The 22,438-nt window shown below is 64.6% G+C and carries 16 protein-coding genes; 5 read left to right on the plus strand and 11 right to left on the minus strand.

From position 1 onward, the window contains the following. The first annotated feature begins 1 nt into the window (after window position 1). Together AC3WR3_RS01390 and AC3WR3_RS01395 are read left to right on the plus strand one after the other, a co-directional pair. A complete protein-coding gene (locus tag AC3WR3_RS01390; RefSeq protein WP_492290935.1) occupies window positions 2-646 on the plus strand; it encodes a LutC/YkgG family protein in 645 nt (214 codons plus the stop codon). Beyond that, window positions 646-3,438 carry an FAD-binding and (Fe-S)-binding domain-containing protein gene (locus AC3WR3_RS01395; protein ID WP_492290936.1) on the plus strand — a complete coding sequence of 931 codons (2,793 nt, stop codon included), beginning with the start codon at window positions 646-648 and terminating at the stop codon, window positions 3,436-3,438. The genes AC3WR3_RS01390 and AC3WR3_RS01395 overlap by 1 nt, the downstream gene beginning before the upstream one ends. Before the next feature lie 128 nt (window positions 3,439-3,566). Here the strand turns inward: AC3WR3_RS01395 and AC3WR3_RS01400 are convergent, their stop codons facing one another. The 4 genes from AC3WR3_RS01400 to AC3WR3_RS01415 form a co-directional block, all read right to left on the minus strand. Continuing rightward, a complete protein-coding gene (locus AC3WR3_RS01400; RefSeq protein WP_492290937.1) occupies window positions 3,567-4,265 on the minus strand; it encodes a cold shock domain-containing protein in 699 nt (232 codons plus the stop codon). Window positions 4,266-4,841: 576 nt separating this feature from the next. Next, entirely contained in the window at window positions 4,842-5,882 is a 1,041-nt protein-coding gene (locus AC3WR3_RS01405; protein ID WP_492291161.1) for a lipocalin-like domain-containing protein, read from the minus strand. Between the two features lie 185 nt (window positions 5,883-6,067). Continuing rightward, window positions 6,068-8,494, minus strand: coding sequence for an ABC transporter permease (locus tag AC3WR3_RS01410; RefSeq protein WP_492290938.1), 2,427 nt, complete (start codon window positions 8,492-8,494; stop codon window positions 6,068-6,070). 21 nt (window positions 8,495-8,515) lie between these two features. Then, entirely contained in the window at window positions 8,516-9,190 is a 675-nt protein-coding gene (locus AC3WR3_RS01415; protein ID WP_492290939.1) for an ABC transporter ATP-binding protein, read from the minus strand. 152 nt (window positions 9,191-9,342) lie between these two features. On the opposite strand from AC3WR3_RS01415, the gene AC3WR3_RS01420 reads away from it, so the two are divergent. The 3 genes from AC3WR3_RS01420 to AC3WR3_RS01430 all read left to right on the plus strand — a co-directional run bounded on the left by AC3WR3_RS01420 (window position 9,343) and on the right by AC3WR3_RS01430 (window position 11,958). Continuing rightward, the gene (locus tag AC3WR3_RS01420; RefSeq protein WP_139436092.1) at window positions 9,343-9,816 is read left to right on the plus strand and encodes a DUF4357 domain-containing protein; all 474 of its coding nucleotides are present in this window, start codon (window positions 9,343-9,345) and stop codon (window positions 9,814-9,816) included. 120 nt (window positions 9,817-9,936) lie between these two features. Beyond that, entirely contained in the window at window positions 9,937-11,361 is a 1,425-nt protein-coding gene (gene nhaD / locus AC3WR3_RS01425) for a sodium:proton antiporter NhaD (protein WP_492290940.1), read from the plus strand. Between the two features lie 30 nt (window positions 11,362-11,391). Further along, window positions 11,392-11,958: a pyridoxamine 5'-phosphate oxidase family protein gene (locus AC3WR3_RS01430; RefSeq protein WP_492290941.1), complete on the plus strand. Its 567-nt coding sequence runs from the start codon at window positions 11,392-11,394 to the stop codon at window positions 11,956-11,958. A gap of 81 nt (window positions 11,959-12,039) precedes the next feature. Here the strand turns inward: AC3WR3_RS01430 and AC3WR3_RS01435 are convergent, their stop codons facing one another. From AC3WR3_RS01435 to AC3WR3_RS01465, 7 genes are all read right to left on the minus strand, one after another. After that, window positions 12,040-13,242, minus strand: a complete 1,203-nt coding sequence (locus AC3WR3_RS01435) for a Bcr/CflA family multidrug efflux MFS transporter (RefSeq protein ID WP_492290942.1) — start codon at window positions 13,240-13,242, stop codon at window positions 12,040-12,042. A gap of 117 nt (window positions 13,243-13,359) precedes the next feature. Next, window positions 13,360-15,006 carry a hypothetical protein gene (locus AC3WR3_RS01440; protein WP_492290943.1) on the minus strand — a complete coding sequence of 549 codons (1,647 nt, stop codon included), beginning with the start codon at window positions 15,004-15,006 and terminating at the stop codon, window positions 13,360-13,362. A gap of 77 nt (window positions 15,007-15,083) precedes the next feature. After that, window positions 15,084-16,346: a hypothetical protein gene (locus AC3WR3_RS01445; protein ID WP_492290944.1), complete on the minus strand. Its 1,263-nt coding sequence runs from the start codon at window positions 16,344-16,346 to the stop codon at window positions 15,084-15,086. Between the two features lie 106 nt (window positions 16,347-16,452). Continuing rightward, window positions 16,453-17,013, minus strand: coding sequence for a hypothetical protein (locus tag AC3WR3_RS01450; RefSeq protein WP_492291162.1), 561 nt, complete (start codon window positions 17,011-17,013; stop codon window positions 16,453-16,455). Between the two features lie 113 nt (window positions 17,014-17,126). Further along, on the minus strand, window positions 17,127-18,551 hold the full coding sequence (locus tag AC3WR3_RS01455; RefSeq protein WP_492290945.1) for an NAD(P)/FAD-dependent oxidoreductase: 1,425 nt from the start codon (window positions 18,549-18,551) through the stop codon (window positions 17,127-17,129). 76 nt (window positions 18,552-18,627) lie between these two features. Further along, complete coding sequence (locus AC3WR3_RS01460) at window positions 18,628-19,452, minus strand: FTR1 family iron permease (RefSeq protein WP_492290946.1); 825 nt, start codon at window positions 19,450-19,452, stop codon at window positions 18,628-18,630. Continuing rightward, the gene (locus AC3WR3_RS01465; RefSeq protein WP_492290947.1) at window positions 19,452-22,436 is read right to left on the minus strand and encodes a YncE family protein; all 2,985 of its coding nucleotides are present in this window, start codon (window positions 22,434-22,436) and stop codon (window positions 19,452-19,454) included. The genes AC3WR3_RS01460 and AC3WR3_RS01465 overlap by 1 nt, the downstream gene beginning before the upstream one ends. Window positions 22,437-22,438 lie beyond the last annotated feature (2 nt).

Here is a 22,438-nt window from a genome sequence, read left to right on the forward strand (position 1 = left end):
GATGTCGAGCAAAGAGGCCATATTAAGCCGCCTGCGCGGCGCCGCCACCCCCATTGCCCACGTCCCCCATGGCTGGCAGCCCTGGCGCGGGGAAGATGACAGTGCGCGGCGCGAGCGCTTCCTTGCCGGGATCACCGCGAGCCACGCCGAGATCCTCACCGTCAAGGAGGCAAACCTTGCCCGGGATCTGACCGCCTGGCTGGATGGGGAAGCAATAACGCATCTGGCCTGTGGCCAGGGCGGCCGCTGGCAGGCGGCGGTTGCGGCCGCCTGCGCTGGGCGCTCGGTGTTGACCCTGGCGGGGGAGTTCGCTGACTGGAAAGACGATCTGTTCGATGCCTGTCAGGCCGGCATCACCCACTGCGCGGGGGCCATCGCCGATACCGGCACCCTGGTGTTGCTGCCGGATGGCGGTGAGCCGCGCACTCTCTCCCTGGTGCCCCCCTGCCATATCGCGCTGCTGGCGGCCTCCACCATCGCCGACAACCTGGCGGGGCTGGTGGCGGCCGGGCGCTGGCAGCAGGCCATGCCCACCAATCTGTTGCTGGTCTCCGGCCCCTCCAAGACCGCCGATATCCAGCAGACCCTGGCCTACGGTGCCCACGGCCCGAGCCGCCTGCTGGTGGTGCTGGTGGAGGATTGCTGATGGGCTGGAACCAGTTTGACGCCGCCGTGCTCTCGCGCATTCCGCCGGATCGCCTGGTGAGCGACCCTGATTTGCGATTGGCCCACGGCACGGACGCCAGCTTCTACCGCCTGGTGCCCGAGCGCATCGTGCGCCTCGACTCCCTCAATGAAGTGCGCTTTGTGCTGGCGGTGTGCCGCGAGTTGAACCTGCCGTGCACCTTTCGCGCCGCCGGCACCAGTCTCTCGGGCCAGGCCCTGAGCGATTCGGTGCTCATCACCCTGACCGATAGCTGGCGCGGCCACCGCATTCTGGACGAGGGGGCGCGCATCGCCCTGCAACCCGGGGTGATCGGCGCCGATGCCAATCGCTATCTGGCGCCTCTGGGGCGCAAGATTGGGCCGGATCCCGCCTCCATCAACGCCTGCAAGCTCGGCGGCATCGCCGCCAACAACGCGAGCGGCATGTGCTGCGGCACCGCTCACAACAGCTATCACACCCTGCACGCCATGACCCTGCTGCTGGCCGATGGCACCTTGCTGGACAGCGGCGATCTCCACAGCCGCGCCGCCTTTGCTGCCAGGCGCCCGGAGCTGCTCTCGGGGCTCGCTACCCTGCGCGCCGAGGTGCTGGCGAACGCCGAGCTTGCCGTCAAAATTCGCCACAAGTACCGGCTCAAGAACACCACCGGCTACGCCATCAATGCCCTGCTCGACCATGAAGACCCCATCGATATTCTCACCCACCTGATGATCGGCTCGGAGGGCACCCTCGGCTTTATCGCCGAGGTGGTGCTCGACACCGTGCCCGAATACCCCCACAAGGCCTCGGCCCTGCTGGTGTTCCGGGATGCGGAGCAGGCGTGTCTGGCCACCTCGCGCCTGAAAAGTGCGCCGGTGGCGGCGGTGGAGCTGATGGATGGGCGTTCCCTTCGCTCGGTCGCGGGTAAGCCCGGCCTGCCGGACTTTATCAAGACGCTGGACTTAACCGCCTGCGCCTTGCTGATCGAGGTGCATGGGGAGTCGAAGGAAGAGCTGGTCGATCGCTGCGAGCAGGTGACGGGCATGGCGTCCGAGTTCGTTCAGGTCGCTTCTGTGCCCTTTACCAGCGACAGCACCGGGCTCTGGGCCATTCGCAAGGGGCTCTTTCCGGCGGTGGGGGCGGTGCGCACCACGGGCACCACCGTCATCATCGAGGATGTCGCCTTTCCCATCGAGCGTCTGGCCGAAGGGGTAGCTGGGTTGCAGCAACTGTTCGATCGCTTCGAATACGCTGAAGCCATCATCTTCGGCCACGCGCTGGAGGGGAACCTGCACTTCGTCTTTACCCAGGGGTTCGATGATCCGGCCCAGGTGGCCCGCTACGGCGCCTTTATGGATGCGGTGGCCGAACTAGTCGCCGTGCGCTTTGGCGGGTCCCTCAAGGCCGAGCACGGCACCGGCCGCAACATGGCTCCCTATGTGGAGCTCGAATGGGGGCCGGAGGGGATGGCGCTGATGCGCCGCATCAAGGCGCTGCTGGACCCGGATGGCCTGCTCAATCCCGGCGTCATCATCAACGACGACCCCAAGGCCCACCTGGCCCACCTCAAGCCCATGCCGGCGAGCGATGCCATAGTCGATCCTTGCATCGAGTGCGGCTTTTGCGAGGCGGTCTGCCCCTCGCGCACCCTGTCGCTGTCGCCGCGCCAGCGCATCGTGCTCTACCGCGAACTGGCCCGCCGCAATCGTGCCGATGAGCCCTCCAACCAGTTGGCCCGACTGTTTGACTATCAGGGCATCGACACCTGCGCCGCGACCGGGCTCTGCGCCGACCGCTGCCCGGTGGGCATCAACACCGGAGCGCTCATCAAGAAGTTGCGCACTGACAAATACCAGCGCTTCGTGCCTATCGCCCGCTGGAGCGCCGATCACTTCGCTGGCGTCACCCGCACGGCCCGCGGTGCGCTGGGCCTCAAAGGGATTGCCGGCAAGCTGCTGGGAGAAAAAGCGCTGGCAGGATTGGTGAACGGGGTTCGCCATCTGAGCGGCCAGCGCACGCCTGCCTGGCTGCCCACCCTGCCTGGCCCGAGCCGCTACCAGTGGCCGCAAGGGGAGGGTAGCCATGACGGATCCAGCGAGCGTGCTGTGGTCTATCTGCCGTCGTGCGCCAGCCGGGTGTTTGGCCAGCAGGAGAATGCCCCGTCACTGCCGGACGTGGTGTTATCCCTGCTCAAGAAGGCGGGCTGCCGGGTCATAGTGCCACAAGGTATTGAGGGGCTCTGCTGCGGCATGCCCTATGGCAGCAAGGGGATGGTCGAGGTGGCTGCCGCCAAGCGTACTGAGCTGGCCGAGGTATTGTGGCAGGCAAGTGAGCAGGGGCGCTGGCCCGTGCTGCTCGACACCAGCCCCTGTGTGCAGCGGTTGCTCTCGGGGGCGCTCGGCAAGGGCCTTCGGGTGTTTGAGCCCGCTACCTTTGTGCTGGAACACCTGCTGCCCCACCTTGAGCTGACCCCCATCGATGAGACCGTCATGCTCCATATCACCTGCAGCAGCCGGCGTATGGGGCTGGGGGAGACGATGCTGGCGGTGGCCCGCGCCTGTGCCCGCGAGGTGATCGTGCCTGAGCATATCCAGTGCTGCGGCTTTGCCGGAGACAAGGGGCTGATGACCCCGGAGCTCAACGCCGCGGCGCTTGCCAGCCTGCCCGCCCAGGTTCCCAGGGATTGCCGTCAGGGATTCAGCAACAGCCGTACCTGCGAGATGGGGCTCAGCCAGCACGCCGGCATTCCCTATCACAGCATCCTCTATCTGGTGGATCAGGCGGCGAGATAAATAAAACCCCCGACAGAATAGATTTTGTCGGGGGTTTCTTTGTTGGAAAATAGGTGCAAGAGTCGGGTATTTATTTTTAACGCCTATGGCCGTTAGCTGCTTCACGCCAAGTTCTCATTAAGTAATGTTCAACTCAGCCAAGATGCAATAGACACTAACCCTACTGGAATGATGATCATCATTGCTAGAACACCAAGGCAACCACGACCTCTGCTTGATGAGTAGGAATTATTATTTGTAGCATTTTGATTGTTTAACCATTCAGCATGGCAATTTGAGCAATAGAGTTTTAGCGTGCCCGTATTCCAAGCGCGAATGGTGCGATTGTCAAACGGAACATTGCAGCGACAGCGAGAACAGGTAAATAATTTTTTTGAAGGTTTTTTGGGGCGACTAAAGAGAGCAAGTAATATTATTGCAAGCAATGCAATTGGAAGTGATATCGTAAGATCTTTTTCTTTAAAATAGTTAAAGCCAGCTAAAGTTATCAAAACTATAGCCATGATTAAAAAAATATAATCCAGAGGTGTTTTTCTGACTGGTTCAAGGGCGATTTTTTTATCACTTGACCCTCCCTTAGAATGAGAGCTTTGTTTGGAAGGCTGTTTGATAGGGCGAAGAGTCCAACCTTCATAGTAAACTGCTGTAGCTCTCACTCGTCGCTGACTATCGATTGCAGTCTCAAACAATACCTCGTCATTAATCTGTGGCCTTCTTTCTTTGGGGTTTACAGCAGAGATATGGACGAAGATATTGTCTGACCCATCTTCTGGTGTGATAAACCCAAAGCCCTTGTCATCATTCCATTGAGTAATTTTACCTTTCATTTTCTTCCTATGGGTATCGAATGTTGAATTGACTGTGTTAATGGTCGAAGGATTTACAAAGAAAGTAATTTCTTGAATCGTGTATCTCTAGATGCTTTCTATATAGTGGAAGCTCTCACTGAGATTATTATATCGTATACCACACTCAATATTGATGCTGTGGATATATGAAACCCTACCTAACTATGAAACAATGGTGTTCACTGGTATCCAGTCTTATTCCATTACTCACTAAATCACACGGCTACCGCACGGAATATAGCCTCCGTTGTGCTGAGGTTAACCGAATTGAAGAGGTACGAACCATAGTCGCTCCCTTGCTGCCTTTGGGGCTATGAGGGTCGCATGAGTAGGGTACCAAGTGTAGCAGCACTTGTTGAGCGAAACGTTTTACTTTAGGTGTGGTTTGGAGAGTATTTTTGATGGGGATCAGAAATTGGAGAGGGCAGGCAATTTGGTGCTGGCTGTTATGGATAGGCTGCCTCAGAACCAAACCGTAGAGATGGTAATGGGGCGTAGACTTCGCCTCGCAATACAAAAAAATAGACGCAGCGAAGAAACGGAGCGGGCCCGGGCTCAATATCCCGTCATCTCCAGATAGCCGAGTCCTTGCGCATCGCCCTCCACAGTCACAGCCCCCTCCCAGTAGTCAAAGCGGCCCGTCATGGCCTGATTGGGTTGACGCGCCTTAATAACGAGATTCAAATCAGCGGCCTTAAGCTGCCACTCGACGGGGTAGGCTTGTCCCTTAGGGCCGCGCCAGGTCTTGCCGGGGGTGAGGCGGATCTGCTCAGGATTCAGCACCCGGCTGCTGCCGTCCCGCTCGATCAGTATGCCGTAGCGGTTTTCCGGCTCGGCTCGTCCTGATTTGGTGCGAAGGCGAAACAGCATCAGCTCGCGGCCATCTTCAAGTTGGAGCGAAAACCAGTCCCAGCCCGATTGCCACTCGGCCAATACCGAGCTGCTCCACTCGTGATCAAACCAGCCCTGGCCCGTGACATTGCGGGTCTCCCCCTCCAGGGTCAAGGTGCCGCTAAGCGTCAGGCGTGGGTAGGAGTAGTAGAAGGAAGCGTTGCCCGGGCTCTTCTCGCTGTAACCCTCCCTGCCTTGCAGCACCACTGGCTTGGCGGCGCTCACCTTGAGGTTCAGCTCACCCACCTTGCTCTGCACCTTGAGGGTGGCGGGAAAGAGCGACTCCCCTTCAGAGGCGAGCACCCACTCCTTGAGCCAATACTGGCCGCCACTGGCGCCGGCGAGCCCAGGTCCCTGGCGGCTGGTGCGCTCGTCTTGCAGATGCTTGCCGGTGGCTAAATCCGTGATGGCGAACTGGGCCAGCCAGAGCTGGGGGCTGAGCCAGGGGTTGTCCGATTGTATCTGCTGCTCGATACCCTGGCGAAACAGGGTCCACTGCAGGCCGTAGTCGCGCCCCTGCTCATCTTGCAGGTTGCCGGTGAGATACCACCACTCGGATCTGTAGTCGGGGTGGGCGCCGTGATCGGCGGGCAGTCTGATGGGCTGGCCCGGCAGGGCCTTCTTGAATTGATCGCTGCCGCCGCCAAGGATGCTCCCCAGATCGCTGGCCTGCGCGTTGCCGCTCATGGCAATAAGCGGGATCAAGAGGGCTGCGAGCCACAGGATCCGTGAAGAGGACAAGATTCCCCTCACCCTGGCCCTCTCCCGAAGGGAGAGGGGATGGTTAGCGGCAGCTCTATGCGCTTCTCTGCGCTGAATCAAGAGCGGTGACAGGGATGTGGTCAATGGGAGCGTCAAGCCATGGCCGAGCCAGTGCGGTAACCGATATTTCATACCACTCTCCTTGCGGCATACCAGGAGGCGAGCGCCCCGCACACCGGCGCCAGCAAGAGCGCCGTGACGGCGTGCAGGGGGGCGGCCTCGAAGGCGAGGCGCCAGCCGAAGGCGCGGGGGTTGACCACCTCAATCAACACCCAGGCGAGGCCATAGCCCACCGGCAGGGCCAGCAGCGCCGTGATCAGCCCCAATCCCGCCCCCTGCCACACCAGCAGGCGGCGGCAGTGGTGGGGGCCTATCCCTAGGCTCTGCAAGGTCAGCAACTCCCCGCGCCTGGCCAGCCCCAGCACCATAAAGGCGGAGCCTATGCCGACGAAGGCGATGCCGAGGATCAGCAGTTTCAATAGCTCGGTCACCACGAAGGTCTGATCGAACACCTTGAGCGCCGCGGCGTGGATGGCGGGGGCTGGCAACAGGTTCACCCGCTCGCCAAGGCGCGCCCGCAGCCGATCGCCGAGGCGCTCGGGATCCGGGCTGAAGAGGGCGAGGGATTGCACCGCCCCCCCTTCGAAGGCGTGCAGTATCTGCCCCTTGTCGCTGCCGTAATCCTGATAGACCCCGGTGACGGTGAGCCGCCTTGGCCCCCCTTCGTTCGTTACATCCAGTGTCTGGCCCACCCTGACCCCGAGGCGCACCGTGAGCGGTTCGCTCGCCAGCACTTCGCCAGCGTTGGCGGGCCAGCGCCCGGCCAGCAGCGGGTAGGCGGCCTTGAGCTCGGGGATAAAGTCCATCTGCGCCCACTCGATGGGATGGCCCTGCCAGCGGGCGGGATGCACGGCGCGGCGCGAGGCGGCGCTCAGCTGCGGCTCGGCGAGTATGGCGGTCAGGGTCTGCTCGCTCAGCTGGCCTCTGCTGCCTGCCACCCCCTTGGGGGCGCTGACATAGAGGTCGGCGGCGAGCCGCTGGCCGAGCCAGATCTCCACGCTCGAGCGAAAGCTCGACACCATGACCCCGATGCCGATGGCCGCGGCGATGGCAAGCTGCAGCGCCATCACGGCGATGGCGGTGCGATCCAGATGGTATTGGGTCTCGGCCACCCCGAGCCGGACGCTGAGGGGGCCGTGCCCGCGCAGCCGCCCCAGCAGCGCGCGCAGGGCATCGGGCAGGGCGAGGGCCATGGCGAGCAGCCAGCCCCCGGCCACGAAGAGGGCGCCCCCCAGACCGGTCTGCGGCAACAGGAGGCAGAGGGCGCAGAGCAGCAGTATGGCGATGGCGAGCAGGCGTCTGCGCCAGGGATAAACTGGCGGGCGGCTGTTGCCTTCCCGAAGCTCAAGAGGGGATTGGCGCAGCAACTGCCACCAGCCGGGGAGGTTGGCGGCAAGGGTGCCAGCCAGGCCTATCAGCAGCGCCTTGATGAGGCTTGCGGGGGAGAGGCGCAGCAGGTCGATGGGATTGGGGCCATAAAGGTCGGCCAGCGCCTGGGTGAGCTGGCCCATGAGGGCCAGCGCCAAGAGGCTGCCGAGCAGCAGCCCGAGCAGGGTGCCTAGGGTGGCGAGGATGGAGAGCTCCAGGGCCAGCCAGCGGAGTACCCGGCTTGGCGGCATCCCGAGGATGATGAGCTGGGCGAGCTGGGGGCGGCGCACGCTCTGCACGAAGCGCTGGGCGTTGAACACCAGAAACAATCCCACCGCCATGGCGAGCAGGGAGAGGGCGCTGAGGTTGAGGGCCAGGGCATCCCCGAGCTGGCTGGCATCGAGGGCCGGGCTGATGGGCTCGAGCCATAAGGGCTGAGCGGGGAACTCGGCTCCCTGCGCGGCCTGCAAGGCTCTTTGCAAGGTATTGGCCTGTGCATCGCTCAGCTTGAAGACGATGCGATCCAGCCTTCCGGCCTTGCCAAGCAGCGACTGAGCGAGACCGATGTCGGTCACCAGCAGCCGCTCCATGGGAACGGCGCCCGGCTCGAAGGTGCCTGCGAGGGTGAGGGTCAGGGGGCGCTGCCCCTCATCGCCCAGCATAAAGGCCCGCGACTGCCCCGGTTGCCAGTCAAGGCGCCTTGCCTCGGGAGCCGAGAGCCAGACGCTGTCGGCGCGGCTCAGGGTGAAGTCGGGCTCGCGCCCCGGTTGCTCCCCAAAGAGTCGGCGCAAGGGGCCCGGGTTGAAGAGATCCATCCCCAGCAGCTGGAAGCTGCGCCCCTGCTCGTCCTTGAGCCAGGCGTGCAGCTCTGGCATGGCGTCAAGCTCCGGCTGGCTTCGCACCAGCGTCACATAGAGCTGCTCATCCAGCCCGCCGCTCGGAGCCAGGCGGTAGTTCGCTTCCCCCGCAAGCTGGCTGCGGGCGGCGACGAAGTTGGTGCGGGCGCTGTGGTTCAAGAGCTCGATGGCCACCACCAGGGTGACCCCCAGCATGAGCCCCGCCAGGCTCATCAGCAGCAGCCAGGGGTGGGCGCGATAGAGGCGCAGCAGCGCCTTCAGCGGCAGCATGGATCATCCTGGCGGCTTGCGTCACCCATGGGGTCTGCCCTCGAGCAGTTGCCCCCCTTCCAGGCGCAGCACCCGATCCGCCAGGGCGCCATAGCCCGGGTTGTGGCTCACCAGCAAGAGGCCGGCGCCGGTATCGCGCACCGCCGCCATCATCAGCCCCATCACCTGCTCGGCGTTGTGCTCGTCGAGGCTCCCGGTGGGCTCGTCTGCCAGCAGCCAGGTTGGCTGGTGAACCAGGGCCCGGGCCAGGGCCACCCGCTGGCGCTGGCCGCCGGAGAGCTGCTCCGGCCAGGCGTGGCGCTTGTGGCTAATCCCAAGGCGCTCCAGCAGGGCATCGAGGCGCGGCATGTCCCGGGGCAGGTGGTTTATCTCCAGGGGCAGGCAGAGATTTTCCAGCACTGTGAGGGTCGGCAGCAGGTTGAAGTCCTGATAGACGATGCCAAAATGCCGGCCCCGCAAACGGGCCCGCTCGTCCGGGGACTGGGTGTCAAGCCGGGTCTCTCCCAGCCAGATCTCCCCCTCGTCCGGGGCGATGAGACCGGCGATGAGGTTCAGCAGGGTGGACTTGCCACAGCCGCTCTGCCCCAGCAGCAGACAGGTTTCCCCCGGGGCGAGCTTGAGATCCAGCCCCTCAAACAGGGGGAGCGTCTCGCCGCCGCTGGCGAAGCGTTTACTGAGGTTGCGCAGGTTCAGCATGGGATAACCGGTTGATGGCCAATGGCTTTCACAATGTCAGTCACTATGCCAGTTAGTGATCGCGCCTGCAAAAGGGATGAGGATCCTTGCTGGATCCCGCTCGCCAGAGGTGGTTAGAATAGGGGCTTCCATGGGTCACAGGATGAGCAAGGATGTTACACAAGCAAGTCAGTTTTATCGTCGACAGCAAGGGGGCCAAGCAGGCTGCCGTAGTCCCCATCGATATCTACAACGAGCTGATGACCCTGCAAAAGGCGCTCTCCGACAACAAGCCCGGCGAGCGTGAGCTCTATCACTTCAACGGCAAGGGGGCCGAGGCCCATGGTTATCCGGTGGGCAAGCGGCAGAACCCCGGCTTCATGGTGCAGGCGGGCTCCACCGCCAACGGGGAGGATGCCGCCTCCCTGCGCGAGGCGGTGATCGAGCTGCGCCAGGAGCTGCTGGCCAAGGGGGTGCTCATCCCCCGGGCCGAGGGGGGCTTCGTGTTCGGCGCCGATCAGCTGTTCAACAGCCCGAGCCTGGCCGCCAGCCTGGTGGCTGGCAACAACAGAAGCGGGCTGGATGCCTGGCAAAACAGCGCCGGCTACACCCTCAAGCAGTCCGGCTTTGGCAAAAAATCCCCCTGATATCCCCTGAGCCACGCCGCCCGGTCGAGGCGGGCGGCTCGACCTGCGGACAGGGATGAGGGTGACTTCCCTGTCCGCTGCTAGCCTCAATGCCAGACGGTTCTCAAGAGACGCGCACTCATGTCTGGATCCTCACGCCTTGCCCCCTTGTCCGGGCTCTGCCTGTTCTGCGGCCCCGCCCTGGCCGAGGGCCCCCTTGCCCTGACCCAGAGTGGCGTCGGCGTATTCGCCCTCGTCGTCTTCGTGCTCGCCTACCTCCTGGTGATGGCCGAAGAGTACCTGAAGCTGCGAAAATCCAAGCCGGTGCTGATCGCCGCCGGCATCATCTGGATAGCCATTGGCGTCGTCTATGCGGACGCGGGGCAGAGCCCCCTGGCCCACGAGGGGTTTCGGCAGAACCTGCTGGAATACGGGGAGCTGATGCTGTTCCTGCTGGTGGCCATGACCTACATCAACGCCATGGAGGACAGGCTGCTGTTTGCCGCCCTGCGCGCCCGCCTGGTGCGGGCCGGGCTCAGCCTGCGCACCCTGTTCTGGCTCACCGGGTTGCTGGCCTTCTTCATCTCCCCCGTGGTGGACAACCTCACCACGGCGCTCCTGATGTGCACAGTGGTGCTCAATGTGGCCAACGAGGATCGCCGCTTCATCAACCTGGCCTGCATCAACATCGTCGTGGCGGCCAATGCCGGCGGCGCCTTCAGCCCCTTTGGCGACATCACCACCCTGATGGTGTGGCAGGCGGGCAAGGTGCCCTTCGGCCAGTTCTTCGCGCTCTTTATCCCCGCCCTGCTCAACTTCCTGATCCCGGCCCTCCTGATGAGCCTGATGGTGCCGCGCCATGCCCCCAGGGTGCTGGACGAGGAGGTGACCCTCAGGCGCGGGGCCGCCACCATAGTGCTGCTATTCCTCCTCACCATAGGCACCGCCGTCGCCTGCCATCACTTCCTGCACCTGCCCCCGGTGCTCGGCATGATGACGGGGCTGGGCTATCTGCAATTTTTCGGCTTCTACCTGCGCAAGACCCAGCCAGGTGCCCTGGCGCGGGAGCGCGCCCTCTATGAGCGCACCGGGGACGAGGCGCGGCTGCTGCGCCTCGGCTCCATAGTGCCGTTCGACGTGTTCAACAAGATTGCCAAGGCCGAGTGGGACACCCTGCTCTTCTTCTACGGGGTGGTGATGTGCGTCGGCGGGCTCGGCTTCATGGGGTATCTGGCGCTGGCGTCCCAGCTCCTCTATCAGGGGGATCCGACCCAGGCCAATGTGCTCATCGGCCTGCTCTCCTCCGTCATCGACAACATTCCCGTGATGTTCGCCGTGTTGTCGATGGAGCCGCAGATGTCGACCGGGCAGTGGCTGCTGGTGACCCTGACCACTGGGGTGGGGGGCAGCCTGCTCTCCATCGGCTCCGCCGCCGGGGTGGCCCTGATGGGGCAGGCCAGGGGCATGTACACCTTCCTCGGTCACCTCAAGTGGTTGCCTGCCATTTTGCTTGGCTATATGGTCAGCATAGGGGCGCATCTGTGGCTCAACCGCGCCCTGTTCTGAGCACAATGGACACAGAGCAAGGAAGGGACTATGGGACAACTGTTCGAGGCGCTCTCGCCGCGCCATGTGGCCTTTATCGAGGCGCAGAAGATCTATTTTGTCGGCACGGCGGCGGAGGAGGGCACGGTCAACCTCTCTCCCAAGGGCGGGGATTCGTTGCGCATTCTCGATGCCCATACCCTGGCCTGGCTCAACCTGACCGGCAGCGGCAACGAGTCGGCGGCCCATGTGTTGCAGAACCCGCGCATGACGGTGATGTTCTGCGCCTTCGAGGGGGCGCCCATGATAGTACGGGCCTATGGCCAGGCGCGGGTGCTGCACCGGGGCGACCCGGACTGGGAGACTGCGCTGGCATGTTTCCCGACCAGAGTGGCGGCCCGCCAGATCTTCCTGCTCGACATTGAACGGGTCCAGACCTCCTGCGGCATGTCGGTGCCCCTGTTTGGCTATCAGGGGGACAGGGAGGATCTCGCCAACTGGTCGGCGCGCCAGGGCAAGGAGGGCATAGAGGCCTACTGGCGCAAGAAGAACCAGCTGAGCCTGGATGGCGTGGAGAGCGAGATCCTGGCTCGCAGCGGCTTGGAGGCCGATGCCTGATGGCCGCGCCCCTGATGCAAAAAGCCCTGTCCGGTGGACAGGGCTTTTTCGTGTCGGTATCGCGGTGAGCCGAAGGGATCGTCAGGCCGCACTGGCACGCTTGCCGGTGAGCAGCCAGTAGCTGAGCGCCGAGCTCAGGCCACAGGCGGCGATGGCGATGGCCATGGGCAGCGGCGACTCGGGGGGATTGAGGTTGACCAGTATGCCCACCACGGCGCCTATGCCAAAGCGCAGTGTGCCCGCGAGCGCCGAGGCGGTGCCCGCCGACTGGGGGAAGTGGCCCATCAGGCCCGTCATGGCGTTGGCCCCCACCAGGCTGATGTGGCCGACGAAGAGCACCACTGGGATGACGATGCCCCACAGGCCCCCGGTCTGGCTCCAGGCGTTGTAGATGAGCAGGGCCCCGGCCAGCGGCAGCACCGTCAGGCCGTACTGCAGCATGCGCTCGGCGCCCACCCCCTTCACCAGACGGCTGTTGACGAAGGTGACCACCATCATCAGCAGGATGTTGAGGCCAAAGAGCCAGCCGTAGTGCTCGGTCGGTACCTTGAAATACTCGATATAGACATAAGGGGAGGCACTCAGGAAGGCGAACATGCCCGAGCTCGACAGGGCGCCGCACAGCACATAGCCCATGGCGCCGCGGTGGGAGAGCACGCCCCAGTAGTTGCGCAGCACCTGGCCGAGCTTGAGGGGCTGTTTGTGTTCGGGTTTGAGGGTCTCCTCTATCTTCCACTGCATCACCACGCAGATGAGCAGGCTGATCCCCACCAGCAGCCAGAAGATCACCCGCCAGTCGGCATGAGCGCTGATGTAGCCGCCCACCACGGGGGCTACCAGGGGGGCCAGCGTCATCACCAGGATGACGAAGGACATGGCTCGCGAAAACGCATCCTTCTCGAACAGATCCCGCAGCAGGGCATTGACCACCACGGATCCCGCCGCCCCGCCAGCGGCCTGCAGCATGCGCCAGGCCAGCAGCTCCGGCAGGGAGTCCGCCAGGGCGCAGCCCACCGAGGCCACGGCGAACATGGAGAGGCCCGCCAGGATCACCGGCTTGCGGCCGAAGCTGTCGGCGAGCGGCCCGTAGAACAGCTGGCCGATGGCGAAGCCGCCGAGGAAGGCGCTGATGGTGAGCTGGGCCCCGTCTATGCTGGTGGCCAGATCCCGGGCGATGGCCGGAATGGCGGGCAGGTACATGTCCACCGCGAGCGGGGTCAGGCCCGCCAGGGCGCCGAGCAGGATGAACAGGAAGCGGGGAGAGAGGGTCGTGGCTTGAGGCATAGGGTATCCGAGTCGTGGCAGGGCCGGGAAAAAGGGGCAAGTGCTGAGTCTATCAGCTTTGGCAGGCTTGGGCAGGTCTATCCTGCCCCGGGCCCAGAGGTCAGATCTGCGACGGACTCAGCGCACCGGACGCCTTGCCCTGTGGTGGCACAGAAGCAGCAGCCAGCCGAGCCACCCGAGCAGGGAGAGGGCATTGCCTGCCCGCTCGGGCCAGCGCGCCGTCAGCCTGAGGGTGAGGTTGTGGCTGCCCGCCGGCACCCAGAGCTGCATCAAGCCCTGGGGATTGGCACCCACCGTCAGCATCAGGTGCTCGTCGATCCAGGCCTGCCAGCCGGGGTAATCATACTGGTGCAGGACCAGCCGGGTCGGCACGGCCGCCGTCACCGCCAGGGTCAGGGCCCTGGGCTGCCAGCGGTGCACTGTCCAGCTGGCGCCCGGGGGCTCGGCGCTCACCGGGGGCTGGAACTCGTCCTTCCAGGCGAGCAGGGTGGGGGCGAACATGCCCCCTGGCACCTGTCTTGGCCTGTACTCCCTGGCGCTGCGCTTGCTGTCGAACTCGAGGGCCATGGCCTCCCGGGTGGGGGCCTGGGTGAGGGGGGCGTGGCGCACATAGGCCAGGGTGGAGAGGAGGGTCAGCAGCAGCATGCCCCACCAGAGCCACTGCCAGGGACGGTGAGTGGGGGGGCCGAGCGCCACCACGGCGATGGTGGCCAGGGTGAGGATGAGATTGAGCCGCCAGGGAAACTGTACCCGTTGCAAGGGGGGCAGCAGGCTCCAGAGGGGCTGGCTCACGGGCAGCATCATCAGGAAGGCGGCGACGCCGATCGCCCCCCAGCACAGCAGCTCGGGGTGGCGCGGCTCGCGGGCGGCGGCCCAGGCGATGAGCAGCAGGGCCAGGGTCAGCAGGCTCTGCCACGCCAGGTTGCCGCGAAAGCGCCAGTCCCCCCAGCCCGAGGGCAAACGGTCGAGGAAGTTGCGCCTAAAGTCGAACATGCCGCCGCGCATCAGCTCCATGGAGATGGCCCCCTGATCCGCCAGGGCGGGCAGCAGCAGCGCCGCCGCCATGCAGAGCCCCAGCCCCTGGGCCCCCAGGGCTATCCAGCAGGGCGCCAGGGTGCGGGATCGCCAGGCGAACCAGAGGGCACGCACGCTGACCAGCCCCATCATCAGCAGCAGGCTTGGCAGGTGGGAGAAGGCCAGCAGCGCCAGCCCCAGGATCAGCAGGGGCAGGCCCTGGCGCAGGCCGCGATGGGCGAGATCCTGGCCAAGCAGGATCAGCGGCGCCCAGGCGAAGGCCCAGAACTCCGCCAGGGCGAAGCGGGCATAGAGATCCATGGCCAGGTGATAGGGCAGGATCAGGTAGAGCAGGCTGACTGCCAGGGCCCGGCCCGAGGGCGTGGTGGCGCGCAGCCACAGATAGGCGAACGTGCCCGAGAGCAGCAGCGCCAGGGTGGCGCTCCCGAGCAGGGGGTAGATGGCCTGCTGGGCGGGGGCCGCCGGGCCGGCAAAGAGGGCGCTGACATAGTAGGGGAGCGGGGGATAGAAGAAGAAGGTGGGGCTGCCAAAGCCGCCATTCATGGCCATCAGCCAGCGGGGATAGAGCTCCCCCTGCCACAGCTGGCGGGCAAAGTAGTGGCCGGAGAGCAGGTGGTGGAACAGATCGTGCCCCTGAGTGCCCCCCTGCAGCCAGACAGGCAACACCAGGAGCGCACTGGCCAGCGCCAGAACCAGGGGCACCAGTGCCCACTCCTTGCCTCCCTTCATGCATCCTCTCCCTGCCACGCCCATGCGCAGTGAGTGTAGACGAGTCAGCTGACGCAGCGACGCGTTTGGGCCAGATGTCAGCGCGGGATGGCGAGCCAGAGGCCGGGTTCGGCGCCAAAGCGGGGGGCAAACCAGTGCCCCTGGTGGGGGAGCGGCATCTCGCTCTGGGCTATGGGGCGGCGGCTGAGGCGGCAGGCCCCCTGGGTGAGCGCAAGGGCGGCATCCCCCTGATACCAGCCGTCCGTCACCGGCAGGGTCGTGGTTTCCCTAAGCAGCCTCACTCCCCACTGAGTCACCAGGGCCGGACACGCCTGCTCGGCCAGCCGGGCAGCCTGCACCATGGCGGGCGGCGCTGGCGCTGTGAGTGTGGTGCAGAGCAGCAACAGGGCTCCCAGCATGGCTGGGCGCTCGCCCCATCGGGGCAGCCTGCCCGCCAGCAGCACTATGCCGAGCAGGGTAATGGGTGCCAGATGGCGGGGATTGTCAGGGTTCTGGCCAAACAGGGTCCAGAGCAGCAGGGCGAGCCAGTAGAGCGACCAGAGCGGGGAGATAGCGGCAGTCTGGCCCTTTGACCGCTGCCAGACTGGCAGCAGGAGCAAGGCTCCCATCAATAGGGGCCAGAGCGGGGTCAGTTGATCATTGAAGGTGCGCGCCCAGCTCAGTAGCCGATCCCCGTGGGCTGCCGCCGTGTTGCCCCAGAGGGTGAAGTGGCCGTCGGTAAAGCGCCGCCCCTCGGCAAAATAGGCCCAGCCATCGGCCTGCCAGACAAAGAGCAGGCTGATAAGCCCCACCAGGGTGATGGGGAGCACAAACCTTAAGCGCGTTCCCTTCTGCTCTATCCCGAGCCAAAGGGGCAGCAGGGCCAGCACGAAGTAGGAGGGGCGCAGCGCCAGCAGTAATCCAAGCAGCAGACCCGCCAGCGCAGGTTTGCGATGCTGCAAGGCCAGCAGCGCCCCGAGCCAGGCGGCCAGCGCCGGCCCGTCGGACAGGCCTGAGAGCGCCAGGGTCGGGGTGAGCGGCAGGGCCAGCACCAGTAGCCAGACTGGCGCCAGGAGGCTTGGGCGCTGCCCTATTCTCACCGCCAGCCAGGCGGCGAGCGGCGCTATCAGCGCTGTGCCGAGCAGGCTGGCCCACTGCACCGCGCGGGCCGGGTCGTCTACCGCGAGGTTGATGAGCCGCGCCAGCCAGATAAAGGCGGGGTAGCCCGGAAAGTGGGGGGAGAACTCCAGCACGCTGAAGCGTACTACCCCGTGGGCAAAGTTCAGGGCATCGTCGGAGTCGAGCGCCACCGGGAAGGCCAGCAGCCAGCAAAGCCAAGCCAGTTGCAGCAGGGCAAGCAAGCAGGGTCGATTGGCGAAGCTTAATCGGCCGTGGTGACGCCCCCCTTCTCCCCTTGCGGGAGAAGGGCCGGGGATGAGGGGGGCCGTCGTCATCGATGGGAGCTAATCAGAGCGGCGCCAGCACGGCCATCAGCGTTTTTTCGGCATCGCTAAAGGCGGCGGCATCGGCGGGCTTGGCGCCCACCCCGAACACGCCCGGGTTGCCGATGGCGTCCAGCACCTTGGCCAGCGCCTGTTCGGCCGCCTTGCGATCCCCTTCATTGAGGGAGGGGAGGATCAAATCGAGGAAGCGCTTGCTCTTGACCACCAGCACCTTGGCAGTCTGGTAGTCGCCAAGGTTCTGAGCCGCCCCTTCGAGGCGGCGCTCGATCTCCGCCTTGTAGGCGCGGTTGAGCAGGGCGGCGGTGGCGGCCGCGTCTTTCCCCTTGATGGCGGCGGCCAGGGGCGCTTGCAGTGTCACCTTGTGGTGCTCTTCCAGATAGGTCAGCTCGTCGGCAATCTCGCTCAAGGTGGCGCTGGCATCCTTGCCATCAGTGGCGGCGCCCAGCAGCGCCTCGCGGGCGTCGATCAGCGGTTCCTTGCCGGCGGCGGCGTAGGAGTAAGCCTGTGCCTGACCGCTCAGGGCCAGCAGCAGGGTGAGGGCAAGCAAACCCGGGCGTATGGTCATCCTGTTCTCCTTGTTGATTTGTCCTGACGGCATGGCGCCAGTCCTGATGAGTTGGACCCCACCCCGACCCTCCCCCTTTCGAAGGGGGAGGCCGGGAGAGGTTGTTCCTGTTGCTACGCCACGCTCTGGGTCTCGATGACGGTATTTTCGTTGCGATGGTTATAGATGGCGTGCCGTCTGTCCACCCCGTCGATCACCATGTCCGCGGCCATCATCCCCATCTCCATGGCGGTGTCGGTGAAGATATAGCGGAATGTCCCCTGACGGCCGGTCATGATGAGGTTGCCTATCGGCATCAGCGCCTGGATGGCGTCGTTGCGGCGGGCCTGATAGCCGAGATCCATTAGCGGATAGGCGTACTCGCTGCGCGCCTCGAAGGTCTCGTCGCCAAGTTTGGCGGTATCGACCCCGAGGCTCGCGAGATCCTCTGTCACCCGACCGCGCAGATCGGCGAGCGGCGCCTGCCAGGTGGCATCCCCCGGGTTGCAGGGTATCTCCAGCATCACCGAGCTCTGGCCTTCTGGCGCCATAAAGGGGCTGCGCCGGCGCGGCTCCTGCAGACGGGTGGCCAGAATATGGGGGTCGGAGAGGTACTGCCAGGTGTTGTCCGACAGATTCTCCTGTTTGAGGGGCATATTGACGAAGCGCAGGGATCGATAGTGCAGATCGCACGGCAAGCCCAGATGCTGGCAGGTGAGCGGCAGCGGCAGGGTGGAGATCACCTGATCGAAGTGCTCGCTCTGCTCAACGTTATCTTGTGACCAATAGACCCGCTCGATGCGGCCATCAGCCTGCTCGAGGCGGGTGATGGTGGCGCCGGTCTTGAGTTCGACTCCCTCGGCCACCAGCCGCTCCCCCAGGGTGGTGAAGATCTGGCCAAAACCGTATTTGGGGTAGCGATACTTGCGGGCATAGGTGCGCACCGAGAGGTTGCCCTTGCGCCTTGGCAGCAGGCGGCGCGCCACGTCTTTCAAATCGATGAGGCTGATGCGCTGGCCGGCCCAGTCGGCGGAGAGCTGATCAGGGTTGATGCCCCACAGTTTGCCGGTGTAGCCCTCGAAGAACTGGCGGTAGAGGGTGCGACCGAAGTGGCTCTGGATCCACTCGGCAAAGCTCGCCTTGGCAAAGTCGGTGGGCTTCTTGGCAAAGGGCAACAGCAGCAGATCCTTCACCGCCCCGGCCATCAGCGGCAGGGGGGCGGTTTTCAACAGGTTCGGCAGATTCAAGGGGTAGTCATAGGTGCGCCCGCCGAAGCGGATCACGCTCTTTCGCTCGGCGTGGAGCAGATCGTCCCCCATCAGCTCGTCGATAAAGGCGAGCAGCTCGGGGTTCTTGGTGATGAAGCGGTGACCGCCGTAGTCGAAGCGATACTCTCCATCGCGTCCCTTGAAGGTCTGGGTGGCGCACATGCCGCCGACGACCGGCTCCTGCTCGAACAGGGTGACCGCAAAACCGGCCTGGCACAGGCGCCAGGCGGCCATCAGACCGGCGGGACCGGCACCCAGTACCGCAATCTTCTTCTTGTTGTTGTCGCTCATGAGTGTTCCGACACTGCTTGATAGATAAGGGCGCCGCGCCAGGGCGCGGCTCCCGAATGGGGTTGCAACCGCGGGTTTATCCCTGCGCCCGAGGGCGATAGCTGCGATGCCAGAGGGTGACGAAGATGGCCAGATAGGCGGCCCAGGTCAGCAACTGCAAGCCGGCCGGCGAGGCATTGTAGCCAAACAGGGCGCGCAGGAAGGTGCCGAAGACCCCCTGATCGTCGAGGATGTGGCTGATGTTGAACACGGGTGTCGTCCAGAAGGTGATGACGTCTGCCGCCTGCAACATGTTGACGGCGGACGACAGCAGCCCCGCGGCGATTATGATGATGAGCAGGCCGGTCCAGCGGAAGAAGGGGGCCAGCGCCACCTTGCGGGTGGAGCGCAGCAGCCCCCACACCAGCACCACAGAGACCAGCAGCCCTGCCAGCGCCCCCATCAGCCCCTCGTGCAGATCCACCCCTTGCCCTGAGTAGACCAGGGCGGAGAAGAAGAGCACGGTTTCAAAGCCTTCGCGCATCACCGCCAGGAAGGCGAGCAGTACCAGGCCAAACAGGTTGCCCCCGTCGATGGCGGCATCGATGCGCGCCGTCATGGCCCCCACCTGGGATTTGGCCTGCTTCTGCATCCAGACAGCCATGTAGGTGAGCACCAGGGTGGCGAAGATGAGGATCCCCGCCATCAGCAGGTGGTTGTAGCGCTCGCTCTCGAACTGGCTCACCACCACCTGGAACAGGAAGGCGACCACGAGGGAGGCGACGAGGCCCAGCCCCACCCCCAGATAGATGAGCTTGTTGTAGCGGCTCGCCCCCAGCTTGGCGAGGTAGGAGAGGCAGATGCCCACCAGCAGGAAGGCTTCCAGCCCCTCGCGCAGGGTAATGAGAAAACTTGCAAACATCAGGATTGAGGCTCCGTGTCGGGCGTGACGGGAAGAGGCGGCAGGGTGAGTTGCAGCCGATTGAGTTGTAGACGCGTGAGCAGCACTATGGGTGGTGCCGGCAAGCTCGGCTCGGCGGCGCGCACCGCATCACTGACCCACTTGGGGTAGGTGCGAAAATTGAGTCTGATATCGGCCTTGAAGGGGCCCTTGGCATCCGCTGGCAGCGGCCAGGCTTCATCGCGCCAGCCATCGGCCGGAATGCGGGTATCTTCCAAGAGCTTGGCGTAGCGCCAGAACTTGAGCCCCACCGGCTTGCCCTCGGCATCGCCGAACACCTTTCTGAACAGCCGCGCATCCTCAGGCACGGCGCCGTCCACCGGCTGGCCGCTTGCAAGCACCACCTTGCCGCTGGCGTCGGTGACGGTCAGCTCCAGCCAGAGTTCACGGAAATCGGCGACCCCGGTGGGCAGGGCGTGGCCTGCGCCGACGTTGGCGACCCGCACCACCAGTTGCGGGCTGTCTGCCCCCTGTTCGATACGGGCCGAGAGGGTGGCGCTGGAGCGCAGCAGCGCCAGGCTCTCCTGCTCAAGCGCGGGATTGCGCAGCCCCACCAGCTGATGCTGGGCGCCGGTGAAGTTGTGGCGATAGAGCCGCGCCTTCATGGTGCCGTTCTCGGTGGACTGGCCCGCTACCGGTGCGCCGCCATTGCCGGGCTCCGGGTTCATATGGCAGTCGATGCAGGTACGCCGCCTGGCGGGATCCTCGGCGTTTGCGAAGCTGGAGTTTTCCCACTCGTCCCAGGTGTTGACGATGTTGGCGCCGCTGCCCGGGGCGAACTCGTTGTGGCAGGACTTGCACAGGGCCGCATCCTGGTAGAAATCCTTCTGGTAGGAGGCCTTGTGCATGGCGGGACGGGCGTTGATCTGCCGCTCGGCCAGCCAGTGCTGGAGGCTGCCACCCGGGGCATCCTCGAACACATAGCTCTCGCGGTCTTTCAAATTCACGGTAAAGGCGCTGTTGCCGCCCGCGTCTTCCACTTTGGTGATGCGATGGCAGAGCACGCAGCCGGTCCCTTCTTCCACCACGGGCTCGCCAGCCTGGTGGGCCGCAATCAGCGAGGCGCCGCCCTGCTCGAACATGTGGGAGCCCTTGGGCAGATCCTGCTGGCCGTTCAGCACCTGCTGGGGCATGTGGCAGCCCTGGCACCACTGGCCGAAGGCTTCCCCTTCGGTTTCCCGGGCCAGGGCCTGCACCACCTTGTAGTAGGGGTGGGAGTTGCCCATCAGCCGGTGGTTGCTTTCGCTCCAGTCCTTGAATGCCTCCTGGTGGCAGTTCTGGCAGGAGGCGGAGTTGAGCCACTCTTTCGGGTGGGTGGTCGGCGCCTTGGCGTGATCCCTGCGCGGGGCATCGAGCCTGAGCCAGTTGGCGAGATAGGGGAGGTTGCCATCGGCGGTGACGAAGGCGTGCAGGTCTTCCATCATCGCCTTCACTTCCGGCTGGGGCCTCTCGGGATCCACCGGCTCGGCCCCATCCCGGGTGTCGTGGCCCATGCCGCCCTGGGTCTGCTGGGTCATGCGCAGGTACTCGCCGACGAAGTCCCCCGCCACCATGTTGGCGAGGTTGGCGTGGCCGTTGATGGCGTTGTCGCCGCTCTTCTGGCGATGGGCCGCCATCAGATGGCGGTTGGTGAAGTTGAACCCGTCCAGATGGCAGGAGTTGCAGCTCATCCAGTTGTCCCCTGCCATGGGGAAGCGGCTGTTGGCGGCGGTATTACCCAGGTTGAACAACCGCTCGCCGCGCTTGAGCGCTTCGGGGCGGGGATCCGTCTCCACCAGTTTGGCGAAGTGGGGCACATCCACGGTCACCCGGGCGAAGGGGCCGCTGCCGCCGCTATTGAGGCGGGTAAGATCCTGCCCCATGACGTTGTGCACCAGGATATGGTCGCCGTCTATCAGCAAGTCCCTCGGATTCTGGCCCGGCAGGTGGCGCAGCAGTTGGGTCGCCTTGGCGCCCCCCTGAAACTTCTTGCGGCGGTGGCGGTTGCTGTTGGATTTGCCGCTGCGCGACAGGTCGAACACCAGCAAGTCTTCCGAGCCCGCCAGGGTCAGGTAGACCCGCTTGCCGTCGGCGGCGAAGCGCGCCGCGAAGGGGTTGGAGACGATCTGGCTGCGGTTGCCGACGCTTGGCAGGTTGATCTGCAAGAAGAGCTGTTTTCTTTCATCGACCCGCTCCTTCTCTTCATCGAGATTTATGATGGAAACCGCCGGGAAGACGGTGCTCTGAAACTGGAAGGGGTGGTCGAAACTCCAGAGCACGTGAGGCAGCCAGGCTTCGCTGCCATCGGGGGAGAGGGCGATGCCGTCCAGCAGGCGCGGCAACCCTTGGGAGTCGCTCGGCGTGTCGCTGTGGGTCTCCGCCAGTGTGATGAGCTTGGGCTTGGGTAAGGCGGTGCCCTTGGCGCCGTTGCCAAGCTTGGCGAGATCATAGACGGCGAGCTGGCCTGTCATGGCGTGGGTGAGCAGCAGGCGATCGTCGTTCGTCAGGGCGAGCCCGCGGGGCGTCTCGGCAGTCTCTGCATCCAGCTGGAGCTTGCCCGCGGTGTCGTAGGCCTGCAGGCGAGCGGATTCGAACAGGCTGATCCAGAACCAGCGCCGCTTGGGATCGAAGATGACGCCGTAGGGTCTATGGCCGGTGGGGATCGCCTTTTCCAGCGTGAGTTCATCATCCAGCAGCAGCAGGCGATCGCCGCTGTAGTCGGTCACCAGCAGGGTGCCGTCATCGGCGCGGGCCAGCTGGCGCAGATCCCCCCCCAGCTGCACCTCTTTCAGCCGCTTGCCGCTCTGGCGTTCAAGCAGGGTGACGGAGCCGGCGCCCTGGTTGGCCACCAGCAGGCGAGGAGTGTCGCCCTCGTCATAGGGGATCATGGCCGCGCCCATCTCCTGGGCCGAGGCGGTCCCCAGCAGCAGGGCGGCGAACATCAGGGAGAACAACCACTTCAACATAA

Source organism: Aeromonas sp. EU05-FHT14A05 (assembly GCF_058791175.1).

Excerpts from the sequence above, each read along its gene's own strand:
- AC3WR3_RS01390 (WP_492290935.1), top strand. The coding sequence starts at position 2 with ATGTCGAGCAAAGAGGCCATATTAAGCCGCCTGCGCGGCGCCGCCACC.
- AC3WR3_RS01395 (WP_492290936.1), top strand. The coding sequence starts at position 646 with ATGGGCTGGAACCAGTTTGACGCCGCCGTGCTCTCGCGCATTCCGCCG.
- AC3WR3_RS01400 (WP_492290937.1), bottom strand. The coding sequence starts at position 4,265 with ATGAAAGGTAAAATTACTCAATGGAATGATGACAAGGGCTTTGGGTTT.
- AC3WR3_RS01410 (WP_492290938.1), bottom strand. The coding sequence starts at position 8,494 with ATGCTGCCGCTGAAGGCGCTGCTGCGCCTCTATCGCGCCCACCCCTGG.
- AC3WR3_RS01415 (WP_492290939.1), bottom strand. The coding sequence starts at position 9,190 with ATGCTGAACCTGCGCAACCTCAGTAAACGCTTCGCCAGCGGCGGCGAG.
- AC3WR3_RS01420 (WP_139436092.1), top strand. The coding sequence starts at position 9,343 with ATGTTACACAAGCAAGTCAGTTTTATCGTCGACAGCAAGGGGGCCAAG.
- nhaD (WP_492290940.1), top strand. The coding sequence starts at position 9,937 with ATGTCTGGATCCTCACGCCTTGCCCCCTTGTCCGGGCTCTGCCTGTTC.
- AC3WR3_RS01430 (WP_492290941.1), top strand. The coding sequence starts at position 11,392 with ATGGGACAACTGTTCGAGGCGCTCTCGCCGCGCCATGTGGCCTTTATC.
- AC3WR3_RS01435 (WP_492290942.1), bottom strand. The coding sequence starts at position 13,242 with ATGCCTCAAGCCACGACCCTCTCTCCCCGCTTCCTGTTCATCCTGCTC.
- AC3WR3_RS01440 (WP_492290943.1), bottom strand. The coding sequence starts at position 15,006 with ATGAAGGGAGGCAAGGAGTGGGCACTGGTGCCCCTGGTTCTGGCGCTG.
- AC3WR3_RS01450 (WP_492291162.1), bottom strand. The coding sequence starts at position 17,013 with ATGACCATACGCCCGGGTTTGCTTGCCCTCACCCTGCTGCTGGCCCTG.
- AC3WR3_RS01455 (WP_492290945.1), bottom strand. The coding sequence starts at position 18,551 with ATGAGCGACAACAACAAGAAGAAGATTGCGGTACTGGGTGCCGGTCCC.
- AC3WR3_RS01460 (WP_492290946.1), bottom strand. The coding sequence starts at position 19,452 with ATGTTTGCAAGTTTTCTCATTACCCTGCGCGAGGGGCTGGAAGCCTTC.
- AC3WR3_RS01465 (WP_492290947.1), bottom strand. The coding sequence starts at position 22,436 with ATGTTGAAGTGGTTGTTCTCCCTGATGTTCGCCGCCCTGCTGCTGGGG.